The following is a 15,374-nucleotide window of genomic DNA, read 5'->3' on the forward strand; positions in this document are numbered from 1 at the left end:
TTTTGCCACCGGGTGTCCTGAATATCGTCAATGGTTATGGGGTTGAAGTCGGTCGCCCGCTAGCCACCAACCCACGCATTGCCAAGATTGCGTTTACCGGTTCTACCTCCGTCGGTCAGATGATCATGCAATATGCGACTGAAAATATTATTCCGGTGACTCTGGAACTTGGCGGTAAATCACCAAACTTGTTCTTTGCCGACATTATGGATCAGGAAGACGATTATCTGGACAAAGCGCTGGAAGGTTTTGCCATGTTTGCCCTGAACCAGGGTGAAATCTGCACCTGTCCATCGCGTGCGCTGATCCAGGAAAGTATTGCTGACGAATTTCTGGCGCGTGCCGTTGAACGGGTGAAACGGATTAAAACCGGGCATCCGCTGGATACTGACACCATGATTGGCGCGCAAGCCTCACAGGAACAGCAGGACAAGATTCTGGGCTGTATTGCCACTGGTCGTGAAGAAGGCGCACAGATCCTGACTGGTGGTGAAGCACGTCAGGAAGTGGGTCAAGGTTTCTATATTGAGCCGACTATCTTTAAAGGCACCAATGACATGAAGACCTTCCAGGATGAAATCTTCGGGCCTGTATTGGCTGTGACCACCTTTAAAGACTTTGATGATGCGATCAAGATCGCCAATGATACGATTTATGGACTCGGTGCCGGTGTCTGGTCACGCTCAGCGCATACCTCTTACCGTGCAGGCCGTGCTATTCAGGCAGGTCGGGTCTGGACTAACTGTTATCACATCTACCCTGCGCATGCGGCTTTCGGTGGCTATAAAAAATCCGGCATTGGTCGTGAGAATCACAGAATGATGCTGGATCATTATCAACAAACCAAAAATCTGTTAGTGAGCTATTCGACCAAACCAGCCGGGTTCTTTTAAGAAGTGAAATACATTCAAAGCGAACTTCGGTTCGCTTTGAATGTATGGTAGCTAGCTTTCACAAAATATCAGCAACATCTTCAAGCTGCGGCCAATTCAAATAAAGTTTTTAGTCTATAAACACTTTTTTTAAAGGAAAGAGCATCACCTCAAATTTCTATTTGCAATAGTGTCATTTCAAGATAATTTCACTCTATAAAGATTTCGCCACATTCTCCAGCCATTGAGTGCCAGAAGAATAAAAATAAAATAAAGCACGGCGGTTAAATACAATGACTTATAGCTATACATGCCGACATAAATCACATCTAACACACACCATAATCCCCAGCTTTCAATATATTTTTTTGCCGCCCAATAACTTGCCACCAAGCTAAAAGAGGCTAACATGGAATCCAACCAAGGGAGTGATGCTGTGGTGAAATGAGCAAATAAAGCGCCAATCACCAGACCAGCGACGATACCCACAATCAGGCTATATACCCAGATTTTCTGATTCAAATAGCCAACTTGTACGCTGAGATCCTGATCTTGATCTTTTTTCGTCCAGCTATACCATCCATACAGTTGCATCAAGATAAATACAGCTTGTAATGCTGCGTCTGCAAATAAATTGACACGATAAAAAATAATGATATACAGAAATACAGCGACAATATTCACCAACCAGCAGGCTTTATATTGTTTAGACGTCAACCAGACACCTAAAACGTTTAAAATAAACGCTGCAATTTCTATATTTTCCATAGCAATATAACCTGATTAAGCAGCCAATTTAGAAGTTCAGATTGAATGACAAGGTTGCTGTACGCGGCGAACCCAAGAATAAATAATCGTCACCCAAAAATTCACCTGCATCACGCCAGTATTTCTTGTTGAACAGATTATTAATATTCAAGCGTAGCAATGCATCGGTCGTATTTAGTTTAAATTGATAAGCAGCGCCTAAATCAACCACACTATAACCTGCAACTTTCGCAGCACCCTCTTTGTTGGCATATTTGCTGGAACTGTATTGACCACCTGCCAGAACAGTGAAACCTGCAATGCTCGGTACGTTATAGCGAAGATGTGTTGCGAAACGAGCTTTTGGCACGTTTTGCGCCTGATGATTACCATATTCAACCGCTTCTACATTTTCTAAACGGGCTTTAGTCAAGGCAAAAGATGAAGTTAAGGCCAGATGATCGGTTAATGCACCATTCAGTCCGAGCTCCAGACCCTGACTATGTTGTTCGCCTTCCGCAACAAAATAGCGAAGTCCTGAAATCGGCTTGCTATATTGGTTGTCTTGGCGTAAATCAAATAGCGAGGCAATCAATAAGAACTGCTTGATCTGTTGTTTGAAACCAACTTCATATTGCTCTGAGTAGATCGGTGCTAGGGTTTCAGCAGCATTCTCTGCAAACCAAGGTGCTGATTTTCCATCTGACAAGCCTTTGGCATACGAGGCATAGACGGTAGTCGATTCCAAGGGGCTATAGCTGATTGCGAATTGCGGTAAAAATTTAGCTAAATCGGTATCGCGGACTTTTATTACCTGCTTACCCTCTGCATCATAAGCATGTGCTTGCTCATCAAGCTCGATCCATTTTCCGCCAATTAAAGTGGTCCAATGTTCATTCCATTCAATACGGTCTAATGCTGTAAATGCAGTTTGTTTACTTTTAAGTGCTTGATATTTTGGTCCAGCATTCGCTGTTACTGGGGAAAAATCTATGGTTTCTGTATAAATATTACCTACACCAATCCATTCATTGACACCAGCAAAACGATCTCGCGATTTATTGGTTTGTGTAATATCAAAATTTAGATAATGTTGCGCCCAATTGGTATCAATCACCCCATCTAGTTTGACTTTAAATTGGTTGGTTTTAAAGGTTTCATCTGGATTCTGATAATCGTAAATATCATACTCGCCAGCTTTACCAAACGTGTTACAGGAATACTCTTCCAGACAGCCTTCCCGATAATAACCATAAGCAAAGCTTGAATAGTCATCAACTCTGGATTTACTGTATGCTGCAACGAGTCCCAGATTCCAGTCATCATTCAATGCATAGCTATATTTTAAACTGCTATTCAGACTATCGATCGTGACCGGTTTGCCCCAAGTCTGATAACCCAGCAATCGGTCCCATTTCACATTTTCTGGGACTTTACCATCCAGTAATTGATAACCTGGCACTGATTTTTGTTCGGAACGCTGTGCTTCAAGATCAAATTCTAATTTGGATTGCTCAGATGTTTTCCAATCTAAGGCCAATGCCGCTAGATAGCGTTCACCATCGACATGATCGACATAAGACTCCATCTGTTCATTCACCAGATTGATGCGATATCCGAATTGTTGCTCATCACCCCAAAAACCACCGAGATCAGTTGCCACTGAAAACTGGCCGTGTTGATCGGCCGAGAATGTCAGTGCCTGAATATCTTTCGGTCGCTTGGTGACATAATTCACAACCCCACCCGGGGTCGACATCCCACTTTGAATCGCGGACATGCCTTTTAAAATTTCCACACGTTCTTTATTTTCAAGTGCGACGTTTTGTTCACCACGAATCACATTGCCATTAATGAGGTAGCTAGATGCCAAATCGAGTGCAAAGCCACGCGAGACAAAGTTTGGATAATAGCCAATTGCAGCATAGCCCTCACCGATGGCTGCATCATTTTTTATAACATCGCTCAGCACACGAGCATGTTGTTCAGCAATGAGATCAGCAGTCAAAATAGAGACCGATGCAGGTATTTTTTGCAGACTGTCCGTAGCAAATCCCTCAACATTCACTTTAGCACTCGAGTAAGGAATGCTTTGATCGGCTGTGATAACAATCGTGTCAAGCTTTTGAACATCGTCTTCAGCATAAGTCAGCGGGACTAAACACAGCTGCGACAGAATGATCATATTTAAAGATCGGATTAATACATTCTGTTTGAGTTGACGAGTGTTCATACGAAACCTTATGTCTGTGAAGTGGGTGATGATGCTGGGTTTAGAGAGAGCATTGAGAAGATTGCAATTCATCTTGAATGAGCCGGGTTAAGGTCTGGGTAAATTGTTGACCTTGTTCGCCAAAGAACCAGTCCACATGACCGATAATCCAGTCGTAATAAGCAGCATCTGCATGTTGCTGGTTTTGAGTAATCCCAACAAAATACTCAAGCTCTGAAAAAGCGAAATCCAAATGCACAATTTTCAGTAGTTCTGGCAAAATACTAAAATCTTCTTGTGGATGTATTTCGGAAAAATAAGCATGGAGAAAAGCGGTTAAACCGGCTTCATCAATCGGAATATGTGGGTTCTGCTTTAATTCCAACCAATCAATGAAATTACGTTCAATCGTCACAGCCAGATCATAAAGTGCCGAATTTCGGTCAGATAAACCAAAATCAATTACGGCAGTAATCTCCGCTTTGGCATCCGGTGCTGACCAGAATAGATTAGAAGCGTGTAAATCGTTATGGGTCCAAATTCTGCTTGCCTGTTGCAATACAGGCTGAATACGCTGGTGAACCTGTAAGATTTGATCTAAAAAGTAAGGATCTAAATTTTTGTCGGCACAGTAACGGCTTAATTCTGGACTGTTTACAATGCGCCGTTGAATGGCTGTAACGATATTTTCACTGTCTAAAAGCTGCTGATTGGACAATAAATAAGATGCTGATCGGCCTTGGTGCTCAGGAAAATCCTGCATGGCCATATGTAACTTTGCCAGCAATTGCCCCGCTTTCGCAGCATGTTCAGCATAGAAAAAAGGTTTCCAGGATTGCTGATCTGCATACAGATCTAAGCCGACTGCTTTTGCATAGACTTCATAGGTCCAGTCACCTAGCTCTAAAGCGGTCAGACCTTGATTTGAGCTAATCAATGCTGCAACAGGAATTTCTTTGCTAGCTAAATGCTGAAGAACGGCATGCTCCTGTAAAATATCGCGGGCACGACGAAAGGAACAATGGCTGCGCTTAATCAAATACTGATGCGCGACTGCTTCATCCCTGATCACAAAATCCTGCTCCACCTTGACCAGAGCCGCAGATGAAAATGGCCGGGGACTATACCACAAAATCTCAAAATGACCTTGTAAACAGGAATATTGCTGCTGCAGACTTTGTAATTCTGGATCAGAAATATGTGCCCAGTCTTTATTTTCCCAGGCATTGCCCATACCATGACCTAAATCATTGGTAATTATGGTCATCATCACTATTCCTGAGCTAGATCATTATCTAATAATGGAAAATCATCGTTTAGGCGAACAAGCAAACAGTATTTTTAAATACATTTAATATTGAAGACACGCCCTAAAATTAAGTGGTACATACCAGTATTAAATTGAAGGCAAGTTTAGCCTTATAAATATAAAAATAGAATAGATCTCTCGCATAAATCAGAAAATGATCTTCTTTTTGGTTAATATTCGAACTCCAGATTTCTTAGCATTCGCGCATAATCTGCGGATGAAATACATCAATTCAAACAAGCTTTCTGATCCTCAGTTCAAGCGATAACATAGTTTTGAAATGCACCGTAATTCATTTTCATGACTTCACTAAGTAGCTCTTTAAATCCATGTTCCTCAGCAGCAAATTCTACCAGTGATTCATTGTTCAGATCAGTAACACATGCCATGGTTGTACACTTGAATGATTTTGGTCTTTAATGAAGTTCTTTAACGGCTCAGTATGGATTGCCCAGGTATCGAAGTCTTTCATCTGTATCTGACGAACTTCAATGTCATTGATTTTGATGCTTCGATTCGTTTCTAAAAAAAATCATTCATAATGATGTCTCAAATTAGATTTTAATGACAAAAAAATACCCTGATGGTTATCCCATCAGAGCTAAATATAAAATTATTTATTTCTTAATTTGAAATACTTTGATCAATCAGTTTCTCAATAATATTAGAGGCAAGGCAGAGTAAAACTTGAAGTGCGACATAAACCACCTAATTAATTTAAAGGGTATGGAGTATATAAAATTGTCATACCATCATCTTAACTTTGAAGATCGTACTGCATTAATGCTTGAGTCAAGAAAAGAAGGCTTTTCACCAAGAAAATTTGCCGAACTCATTAAAAGACATCCAAGTACGATCTATGGTGAGCTTAAAAGAAATAGTATCAATGACGTTTATCAAGCTCGATATGCTTCTGATAACACCTTCGCTAGACGTAGACGTAGTCACAGAAAGCTCAAAATCGATTCAATCCTCTGGAGATTTATTGTTGAAGCGATCCGTTGTTTATGGTCTCCTCAGCAAATATCGAAGCGTTTAAAGACAATTCCTGATTTGGATCAAACAATGAATGTAAGCCATACAACGATTTATTCAACGATACGAGCATTACCAAAGGGTGAGTTGAAAAAAGACTTATTATCCTGTCTGCATCATGAAAATAAAAAGCGAAAAGCTAACGGTGAACCTAAAAAAGATTCTATATTACAGGATATTAAAACTATTCATGAGCGCCCAGCCGAAGTTCAAGAAAGATACCGGGTCATTGGGAAGCCGATTTAATTAAAGGTAAAGACAATAAAAGTTCGATAGCAACACTTATTGAACGAAATACACAGCTCTGTATCTTGGCAACATTATCTGATGCAAAGGCAGAATCAGTGCGCAAGGCTTTAACTAAAGCTCTGAAATATTTACCTGAGAACTGCGTGAAACGTTGACCTATGACCGTGGACGTGAGATGGTAAAATTTAGGCATAGATGTATATTTCTGTGACCCACATTCACCATGGCAAAAAGGCACATGCGAAAATATGAATGGTTTAATTAGGCAATATTACCTAAAGGGATTGATTTAAATCAGGCAGATCAGCATTATTTAAATCAAGTTGCCATGTCACTGAATACTCGTCCTAGAAAAGCGTTAGATTGGCTTACACTATTAGAGAAATTTTCTCAGCTTATTGATTATCATAAGGCTTTTGAAACTATCGCACCTCATGTTTGAATTCGCCCGCCTAAGGTGCTTTGATTCAGTTCTATTGAAGCTTTAAGATAATTTTCAAGCTTAATCTATACAGGTATATTTTGTTGAATTACGTTTTTTTATTAAGATATTTAAGGGAAAATTCTTACGGAAAAAATGTTTTTTATCACTGAACCATATACAAGTAGCTAAATTATCGTGCAATTTTTCAACCATCATTGGATGACTACCGTAAACTAGGTAAACAATATCACCAATATAGATATTATTCATCTTTAGTCAGCCAAGCATAAGATCAAAATTCTGAAACTTCTGATAAATAAATTAATGCCATCAATTGAGAACTTTTTTTAAGCTGAGAAAGCATTTATAAAGTCCAATTAAGTCCTTGTCCCATTTCATAAATAATGAGTATTAATGCAATTACCATTAGTGAAATCACAATGGCCTCGACCTTAGTGAGCATCTTAAATTCTCCACCTTTCATCTTTTATATAATAAACAAAGTGAACAATAAATAACAATAAGGTTACAAAAAAATTACTGGATGTTACAAAGATAGGGCTGGTAAAGAAAAATCTCTCAGAGGAGGTGCTAATTCTTTTCAAACTTAACCTTATGTACTGGGCGATGTCCTATATAAGACTCATGACCTACTGCGATCATATCAACACCACCTTCTTCTTCTAAACTTAATAAGAAAGCATGGACACCCTGCATGTCATTTAACTCAATATTATTGCTGATCCATTTCATCGTACCTGGTTCCATATTGTTTATTTCTTCTTGGATTTTATTGTAGGGGGGATTACCGCAGTTGACCATTTGCTATGCTCTTTTTATAATTTGCCATTAAATTATCTTCGCTATAAAAGATTTTTAAGAAAATCGGTCTGTATTTGGCCAATTAACGCTACAAAAAAAACTCATCCGATAAGTATTCTTACCTAAACCCAAGGTTCTATAACTTGGATCCTGAATATCTTACATACGCAGACATAGCTCATACATCGGAATTTAAACTTAGCCTCTACACTGAAATTAAGTTTTAGAAACATAGAGGAAATTCAGATGGAAAAGTATTCAAAGATTCTAATCCTGAGCTTATTTGGATTTACTGGAACAGTAGCTATTGCAGATGAATCCATTCCAATAGAAGCAACTGCCGCCGCCGAAGCACAACAGGTTGCTTTAGATTATGGAAATGAGAAAGACAAAAAATCTGAATCATCTGAAAGCCCTTAATTAAAGGAATGCCGGTCAGTTAAGAAATTGACTGGCATTTTCTTGGGTATTTCTGTGGTGTCCCTTTCATAACTCGTGGGCAACTCCTCACTCCCTCTCAGGCAAAACATATCTCTTAGATTTTTCCAGTAAACTTTCTAAATGTTTAGGTAAATTACCTGCGGAGTTTAAAGAGTCGAATCTTAATATATTCAGAATGCCAATAGATGCAATATGAAAGCTGGTTCTCAAAGGACTGACTTTTGCACGTTGAGCCATATGTTTCATTGTCTTCTTAGAATATTATAGGCAATACCCCCCATAATTCTTGATAAACTAAATCAGGTTGCTTGCTCCTCAAATGCTTGCCCTCCTGTAAATCACTTTTGATTTCTCGGTAACACATTTTTATTTCCCAGCGCTGAGCATAAAGCTTCGCCAAGCCTATCAGTGGATATGTCTTTGGGTCCATTAATAAAGTGATATAACGTCTAATTTTCCCTGCCTGCTTAACCTCAATCAAACGCGCTTCCCAATACCCTGTTGCCATTAGAGGCCAAAAGCCGCTGTAAACTGGATCCTGAACTAAAAATCTATAATCAGGAAATCAATAAAGAAGAATAGAAATTAAGTATGGATTGGCAGTCTAAAAACTTTCAAAATGCTTTCAGAACGTTATCGCAATAGAGCTAAAAGCCCCCCTTTTGAGATTCAATCTAGTTGCTGGAATTTATAATTTGCAACTGAGTAAGAATGATTTATGAAGGCGGTCTAATGCTAATCTAAGAAAATAAAAAAAATCCTAAAACCATTTAACTTCTTAGGATTTGAATGGGCAGGATATAAATATAAGCTTATGCTTGAATATCTAAGGTCATTTCAATTTTGTCCTGTGACCAGATTTCGATGTCATATTCAATCACTAGATCATCTGATTTTGAAATACGTTCAATATAAGTGGCGGTTTGACTTAAAGGAATACCTAAGTGCTGGCTCTCAAAATGAGACACACCGGTATTTTTAATTTTTAACTGACTACTCGTGTAATTATAATGAAAGTGATTTTTAATGACATCTTGTACCGAAGTAATCACATCATAATTCAGCACATTTGGAAACAGCGCAACAGGTAAATAATTATATTCTAGAAGTACAGGTACATCATCAGCATAACGTAAACGAATAATTTCAATAAAGCCCAATTTACGATTTTCTTCACTAAAAAGATTACTGTGATCCAATCGCTCCAACTGTCTGGTCGAGATTAGTTCAGTTCTGACATTAAAACCCTGTGCCTTCATATAAGAACGAAAATTTTCAATTGAGTTTGGAGAATATTGAATTTTTTTATTACTCACGAACCAGCCGAGATTTTGCCGTTTGAAAATTTTATCTTCGGCACGAAGCTGTTCATAGGCCTTACGCACTGTTTCCCTTGAACAGTCAAACTTTAATGCCAAGTACCGTTCGGATGGAATCATTTGATTAGAACTATAATTTTTCAATTCAGCCTCAATCAAATCTCTGATTTCCATATACTTCATTCAGTGAATCCAGTGAGTGCTCATAAATGATAAAGATAGTACTAAATTAAAGAACAGAGGAAGATTAAAAACAAGGTACGATCAGTAAAAAGATGCATTCCCTTGTTTTAATGAGAATGTTTAGCAGCATGATTAATACGTGATTCTGAGAGAATATCGTTGTCCATTCATAATGTTATCATTTATGCAAAAAGAATAGACTAAATTTGTCTAGGAGAGTGGTGACGGTTCAATCTAACTAAAAGGCATCTACCAAATGGCGGCTATTCGTAATAGTCGACTGAGAAAATCACGTACCTTGATTCTAAGCAGTTATTGCCCACCTCCATACTAGCACGTTTCCTGGCACAGTCCCTATCTGTACACTTGAATGCCTTTGACTATCTAAAGGTAATCTTTAAGAAAATGGGATTTATAGGGCAATATACTAAGATCTCTAGATCTGTTGAATTCGGCAAGCTCACTGAGTGTGGTTCCGTAACGTGACACTAGGTAACGTCTTGGGCTGCTGTCTGTAGGCAAAAATTAAAGCTGTGGTTTAAGGCTGGCATATTTTAAGATTTATTTTAATTTACCACTGATGTCTGGATTTTTAGCTAATTATACCATATCCAAAAAACATATATTTACTAATAATTGCTTAGGCTATTTATTATAAAAAACAACCATATATCATTGATATATGAACATTTATTTCTATTTTTTCTATAGACATAAATTAATTAATTTTTTAGGCCCCCATACACTATCTAAGCTGAGTCAATTAAAACCTGGTATAAGTCAATGTCACATTGACTTATAGAAATAATATTTAAAAACCTTTTTTTATTTTGAATTAGGGTGTCATCAATTAGCTTGAGAAAATCCTACCGGTCCTCATAATTTCTTCATGAATAAACGCTATGCATTAATAGATGATTGGTGGGAACAGGTTAAAGATCTGTTACCTGGACGAATGGGTACTGTTGGAGTAACGGCCAAAGATAACCGACTATTTGTTGAAGCGCTATCGTTCAGGTATCCCGTGGCGAGACTTACCCGAACGCTTCGGTGATTTTAGAGTAGTGCATACTCGTTTTAGTCTTTGGGCTAAAACAGGTGTGTGGCAGAGAGTCTTTGAAGTGCTGTCACATGACCGTGACAATGAATATGTGATGTTAGACTGCACCCCATTGTACGTGCTTACCAACACAGCGCTGGGGGGAAATCAGGCGAATAGGCGCAGTAAAGGGGGCTTAAGCACCAAAATTCATGCCCGTACTGATGCTTTAGGCAACCCGACAGGATTTTATCTCACGGATGGGCAGGTTCATGACTTAAACGGTTCAGATGTTTTGCTGGACTTATCGTTGAGCCAGACCTGGCTTATGGATAAAGCCTACAACTCCAGGGATCGGGTCATTGATCTAATTTTAGAGGCGAAGGGTCAAGTTGTGATGCCAGCGAAAAGTAATTCTATTGATCAGCATGATTATGATTGACATATCTACAAGGCAAGACATCTGATCGAGAAATTTTTTGCCAAGCTCAAACAATATCGTGCTATTGCCACACGCTATGATAAATTGGCTCAAAACTTCTTATCAGCGATCTATCTGGCTTAATTGATGACACGCCCTAGTTTGAGATTGTCAAAAAAAAGTGTAGCAAATTGCTACACTTTTTCACTTTTCTGAATCAGCTGTTTTAAAAAATCTTCTAGTTGTAAGAGACTAGCTTCGTCAATTTCCGAGATATTCAGAGAAACCTTAAGCTGTTTTTGATTTAGTTTGATATTCCCCGCAATCTTACCTGCATATTCAATTTTTCTAACCACAGATGTTGTGGTCAGTTTTCCTGGATCCTGACTCAATATTTTTTCAGCATAGGCAGTAACTTTACTTTGCTCTAGTTTTTTGTCTTTTACTTTTTCCCAAGCCCCTAGCAAAGCCTTTTCGGCCTCAGAAAGTTGCTCTATATGATCCGACAGAAATTTTTTGAATGCAGTTGCAGCAGTACGACCTAGTAGGCCTGGTTCCACATCAAGGTCATTTAAAATTACTTGAGGCAGTTTTTCGTACGCTAAATACTTGTACATATCTTCGCGATTTAAACCCAGTGAATTGGCTAAACGTTGCTTGTTTTTCTTTAACTTCTCATCAAGTGAGTTCAGGCCAATAAAAATTTCATAATCTGTCAGGTCCTGACGCTTTAAATTCTCTGCTAAGGTTAACAAAGATGCTTCTACATTATTCGCATCAATGATAATGGCTTCAATCACAGACTTGCCGAGTAAATGGTGCGCCCGTAAGCGCCGCTCGCCTGCAATGAGTTCATATTTCAGATTATCAAGTTTACGCACTGTAATGGGCTGCAAAAGACCGACTTCGTCAATGGAATCCGCCAGTTCTTTTAATTGTGACTCTTCAAATAATTTACGCGGCTGGTTTGGACTACGGCTGATATCCTCAATAGGAACATTACGTCTAAACTCTTTCAGCTCTCTAATATTGTCTTTCTGTGCTTGCTGATGTTTTTCTGTATTCTGTTTCAGTTTCTGAGCTAAAAGCTCTTTGGTGCTTGCCATAATACTCTCAGGTTTAAACTTTAGCTACAATTTCATTGGCAAGGCTTTCAAAAGCCTTACGTACTTTTGAATTTTTTTCTACGTTCAAAAGTGATTGTTGCAGAATCGCTGCTTGATTAACTTTAGTGCTTTGAGGAATGGTAGTCTCTAAAAGTTTTCCTACCTGTTTCAAGGCTTCATTCCGAATCAGCTTACAGACATTCTGACGTTCATCATGCTTAATTAGTAAAGCGCCTAAAAGCTCTAAATCTGGATTAATACGTTTGATCTTTTCAAGATGATTTAAAAGATCTGTTACCCCATACAATCCATATTGTGATCCGGATTCGATAGGGATAATGACATGTGTTGAAGATGCCAGGGCATTGCTGGTTAATAATTTAAGACTAGGTGGACAGTCGATCAATATAAAATCATAAAGATCTTTTAACAGTTCTAACTTGATATTTAACTCTTCAGAAGGACGGGGAGCTTCTTCTTTTAGTTGGTCTTCAGTTTTTCCTAAATTCAAGGAACCATAAATTAATGATACTTTTTCAAAGTTCGTTTCTTCTTGTAATGCATCTGCCAACAACGAAATATCGCCCACTAGTAATTCTGCTGTAGTCACAACAATTTCGCTTGGATGTTGGATCCCAATGTGTAAACTTGCGTTTGCTTGAGGATCTAAATCAATGACTAAAACCTTGTTGCCCAGATTGGCAAGTTCTGAGGCTAGGTGCACAACAGTCGTTGTTTTGCCACATCCGCCTTTATGGTTAGCAACAGTAATAATTTTTGCAGACATGCGTGTCAGATGCTTCCGTATTTGAATGTTTAGTAATATAAATAACTTTCACTCATCTTACTATAGTTTTAAAATTTATAAATCCTATTTGTTCAGATGTAAAACAGCTTAAAAATAAATCTTTAACTAAGCTAGCTTAATTAATAATTAGAATAATTAGTTATTTAGCTAATTAATAATTAAGAGTGCATTTTTATTATATAAAACAGATGCTTAGAGTTTTAAAAGTGGAAGGTTTGTCACCATAAAGTGGAAGGTCTGTCACTCTAAAGTGGAAGGTCTGTCACTCTAAAGTGGAAGGTCTGTCACTCTAAAGTGGAAGGTCTGTCACTCTAAAGTGGAAGGTTTGTCACTAGGGTGGAAGGTTTGTCACTGCTATTTTTTAAACCGCTATTTTTATTTAAAAATAATTTAAAAAACAATTATTTAATATGTTAATAAAGTCTCGTAACTAAGCCTTAAAGGTGGAAGGGTTGTCACTGTATGTTCTTAACCTGTGGATAATCTGTTTTTATTGGATATTTCCTGATGATTATATGTGCAGTTATACCTTTCGAATCTAACTGAAAGGTGGAAGCCTTGTCACATCAGGGTTTCTATTTAACTTAACCTATCTGAATGTGGGTGAAAAAAGTAAAAATAGTCATTCTAAACTGTAATTTCGGGGGCTAAAGGTGGAAGGTCTGTCACTGTAGGGTGGAAATACTGTATTTAATTCCACTTTAAAGGCAAAAAATCGGATAATAACGCTTTTTTTTGATGACGGACCTTCCACTTTTAGAATCTTGTGGTGAAAGTCTTGAAAGTTTTTCCACTTTTGTATATAAAAACTAAGTCAAATTATAAATATCACGGTTATGACAGAATCTGAACCATTGCAAGAAGAAACGAATTATATTCCCTACTGTATAGGCAACATTCGCCATAATGGCGTTGTCAGTACCAGTAACCGCTTAATTCGCCCAATCGAGTTGTCATCCAATGAATATAAGGCACTTCTATATGCAATGGCGGTTGCGAATTATAGTGAGAAAAATAGGGTAGATGGTGAAATTACCGAACAAACTTATATTTATTTGTATAAGGATGATTTGGCAGATTTACTAGGATTAAATAAACGTAACTCAATTAATGTTGCTATAGATCGGATCTATAAAGAGCTTTCATCCCGGGTAGCTCATTTTATTATTGAGGAGCCTGCTGATAATGGTAAGAGAAAGACTAAAAAAGTACATTCTGTCGTTCCCATTATCCGTGAGTTAAGATGGGAAGATGACTCTAAAAATGCGATTCAGATTCGTTTTACTAGTGAGGTGTTGCCGTATTTCACTCAACTGGCTGGGGGTAATTTTACTACCTATCAGCTAAAACATCTTTTTGCCCTAGATTCTGTTGCCAGTATGAGTCTTTATACTTATTTCATTAAAAACGAATTTAAGTACGCCAATCAAAAGAGTTATGAAGTGCCATTACTTTTAGAAAACTTGAAAGCACTGATTGATATTAATGAAACCAAATATGATCGCTGGGTAGATTTTAGACGCTATGTATTAGACAAAATAGTGGCAGAAATTAACGAAAATACAGATCTACAATTAGAGTATGAAACCGTTAAGAAAGGCCGTCCAATTGTAGGTGTGAATTTTAAACTGCATCATCGGATTGCTGATAAGGCACTGGATGAAATTGCAGTGATTGAAAAAATCTATCTTGATGTTCCATTTGAAGACAATGCATCCGTAAAAGAATTAGGGGCTAAATTCGATACGAATGTACGTTCTTGGTATATTTTTAATAATGATGAAAATTATCAGCAGTTCAAGAAGTGGTTTAAAAAAGTAGGATGCCTCACTGACTCTCAAGCAAATATTGTCATTAATGACACTTTATTCCAAATGGATTTTGCTGAAATTGGTATGGGGCTGAATGACTTTAAACGAAATATGAAGCATAAACTTAAAAATAATCCAGAATTCGTTCAAAGTATTCGTGAAAGACTGAATGATATTTTTGGTAAAGAGCTGATCTAGCGAAAAGTGTAGCAACTTGCTACACTTTTTTAAATATATGTTTGTAAAGAATACAAGGGGTAAGGACCCTAGGATAAAAACGACTCTGTTGGATAAAGGCTTTAGAGATAGATCTTCCCTAAGTTATCCAAATTCAAGTGACAACTTGGGTATGAGGTCTGCCTAATTCCTTAAATCTATTCAAAACGTAAGTGTTCGCTGAACACACCTTATGAATTCATCCTATAAGCCTTAATTTAGTCCCCACTTAAAAACAAGTGGGGACTAAATTTATGACTACAAATAACTAGGGTCTGTTGACATTTACTGTTCATAATTAACCCTATAAAGGTAGCCATAAAAATATACAGGCTAAAGCAACAGAACTTTGATAATTTC

At 37.8% G+C, this 15,374-nt stretch carries 11 protein-coding genes and 3 pseudogenes; 5 read left to right on the top strand and 9 right to left on the bottom strand.

Annotated features, from left to right (window positions below):
- Nucleotides 1-893 (top strand): aldehyde dehydrogenase family protein (locus NI468_RS15015; protein WP_253102509.1); only part of this gene is annotated, 893 nt, incomplete at its 5' end.
- Nucleotides 894-1,070: 177 nt separating this feature from the next.
- On the opposite strand, the gene pnuC is transcribed toward NI468_RS15015, so the two are convergent.
- The 4 genes from pnuC to NI468_RS16300 all read right to left on the bottom strand — a co-directional run bounded on the left by pnuC (nt 1,071) and on the right by NI468_RS16300 (nt 5,529).
- Nucleotides 1,071-1,640, bottom strand: coding sequence for a nicotinamide riboside transporter PnuC (gene pnuC, locus NI468_RS15020; protein ID WP_004647790.1), 570 nt, complete (start codon nt 1,638-1,640; stop codon nt 1,071-1,073).
- Between the two features lie 28 nt (nt 1,641-1,668).
- Entirely contained in the window at nt 1,669-3,852 is a 2,184-nt protein-coding gene (locus NI468_RS15025) for a TonB-dependent siderophore receptor (protein ID WP_253102511.1), read from the bottom strand.
- 40 nt (nt 3,853-3,892) lie between these two features.
- A complete protein-coding gene (locus NI468_RS15030; RefSeq protein WP_253102513.1) occupies nt 3,893-5,098 on the bottom strand; it encodes a phosphotransferase enzyme family protein in 1,206 nt (401 codons plus the stop codon).
- 299 nt (nt 5,099-5,397) lie between these two features.
- Nucleotides 5,398-5,529 (bottom strand): hypothetical protein, encoded by a 132-nt coding sequence (locus tag NI468_RS16300; RefSeq protein ID WP_005100775.1) that lies wholly within the window; start codon nt 5,527-5,529, stop codon nt 5,398-5,400.
- A 337-nt stretch (nt 5,530-5,866) separates the two neighbouring features.
- Between NI468_RS16300 and NI468_RS15035 the strand changes: the two are divergent.
- A pseudogene (locus NI468_RS15035) lies at nt 5,867-6,866 on the top strand (IS30 family transposase).
- Between the two features lie 573 nt (nt 6,867-7,439).
- On the opposite strand, the gene NI468_RS15040 reads toward NI468_RS15035, so the two are convergent.
- Entirely contained in the window at nt 7,440-7,616 is a 177-nt protein-coding gene (locus tag NI468_RS15040; protein WP_165353938.1) for a hypothetical protein, read from the bottom strand.
- Nucleotides 7,617-7,916: 300 nt separating this feature from the next.
- Between NI468_RS15040 and NI468_RS15045 the strand changes: the two genes are divergently transcribed.
- Nucleotides 7,917-8,090 (top strand): hypothetical protein, encoded by a 174-nt coding sequence (locus NI468_RS15045; protein ID WP_004281965.1) that lies wholly within the window; start codon nt 7,917-7,919, stop codon nt 8,088-8,090.
- 19 nt (nt 8,091-8,109) lie between these two features.
- Here the strand turns inward: NI468_RS15045 and NI468_RS16355 are convergent.
- Both NI468_RS16355 and NI468_RS15055 read right to left on the bottom strand, forming a co-directional pair.
- Nucleotides 8,110-8,607 (bottom strand): annotated as a pseudogene (locus NI468_RS16355) (IS4 family transposase); the annotation flags it as partial.
- A 316-nt stretch (nt 8,608-8,923) separates the two neighbouring features.
- On the bottom strand, nt 8,924-9,613 hold the full coding sequence (locus NI468_RS15055) for a GntR family transcriptional regulator (RefSeq protein WP_004647775.1): 690 nt from the start codon (nt 9,611-9,613) through the stop codon (nt 8,924-8,926).
- Nucleotides 9,614-10,502: 889 nt separating this feature from the next.
- Here NI468_RS15055 and NI468_RS15060 point away from each other — a divergent pair.
- Nucleotides 10,503-11,217 (top strand): annotated as a pseudogene (locus NI468_RS15060) (IS5 family transposase).
- A 50-nt stretch (nt 11,218-11,267) separates the two neighbouring features.
- Here NI468_RS15060 and NI468_RS15065 read toward each other — a convergent pair.
- Together NI468_RS15065 and NI468_RS15070 are read right to left on the bottom strand one after the other, a co-directional pair.
- Nucleotides 11,268-12,179 carry a ParB/RepB/Spo0J family partition protein gene (locus NI468_RS15065; RefSeq protein WP_004647773.1) on the bottom strand — a complete coding sequence of 304 codons (912 nt, stop codon included), beginning with the start codon at nt 12,177-12,179 and terminating at the stop codon, nt 11,268-11,270.
- Between the two features lie 13 nt (nt 12,180-12,192).
- A complete protein-coding gene (locus tag NI468_RS15070; RefSeq protein ID WP_004647772.1) occupies nt 12,193-12,966 on the bottom strand; it encodes a ParA family protein in 774 nt (257 codons plus the stop codon).
- An 857-nt stretch (nt 12,967-13,823) separates the two neighbouring features.
- On the opposite strand from NI468_RS15070, the gene NI468_RS15075 reads away from it, so the two are divergent.
- Nucleotides 13,824-14,996 carry a replication initiation protein gene (locus NI468_RS15075; protein ID WP_004647771.1) on the top strand — a complete coding sequence of 391 codons (1,173 nt, stop codon included), beginning with the start codon at nt 13,824-13,826 and terminating at the stop codon, nt 14,994-14,996.
- The last annotated feature ends 378 nt before the right edge of the window (nt 14,997-15,374 follow it).

Origin of the sequence: Acinetobacter lwoffii (assembly GCF_024129355.1) — a bacterium.
Taxonomy (GTDB): domain Bacteria; phylum Pseudomonadota; class Gammaproteobacteria; order Pseudomonadales; family Moraxellaceae; genus Acinetobacter; species Acinetobacter lwoffii_I.

Coding starts and splice junctions, on each gene's coding strand:
- NI468_RS15065 (WP_004647773.1), bottom strand. CDS start 12,179: ATGGCAAGCACCAAAGAGCTTTTAGCTCAGAAACTGAAACAGAATACA.
- NI468_RS15040 (WP_165353938.1), bottom strand. CDS start 7,616: ATGGAACCAGGTACGATGAAATGGATCAGCAATAATATTGAGTTAAAT.
- NI468_RS15075 (WP_004647771.1), top strand. CDS start 13,824: ATGACAGAATCTGAACCATTGCAAGAAGAAACGAATTATATTCCCTAC.
- NI468_RS16300 (WP_005100775.1), bottom strand. CDS start 5,529: ATGGCATGTGTTACTGATCTGAACAATGAATCACTGGTAGAATTTGCT.
- NI468_RS15055 (WP_004647775.1), bottom strand. CDS start 9,613: ATGAAGTATATGGAAATCAGAGATTTGATTGAGGCTGAATTGAAAAAT.
- pnuC (WP_004647790.1), bottom strand. CDS start 1,640: ATGGAAAATATAGAAATTGCAGCGTTTATTTTAAACGTTTTAGGTGTC.
- NI468_RS15045 (WP_004281965.1), top strand. CDS start 7,917: ATGGAAAAGTATTCAAAGATTCTAATCCTGAGCTTATTTGGATTTACT.
- NI468_RS15030 (WP_253102513.1), bottom strand. CDS start 5,098: ATGACCATAATTACCAATGATTTAGGTCATGGTATGGGCAATGCCTGG.
- NI468_RS15025 (WP_253102511.1), bottom strand. CDS start 3,852: ATGAACACTCGTCAACTCAAACAGAATGTATTAATCCGATCTTTAAAT.
- NI468_RS15070 (WP_004647772.1), bottom strand. CDS start 12,966: ATGTCTGCAAAAATTATTACTGTTGCTAACCATAAAGGCGGATGTGGC.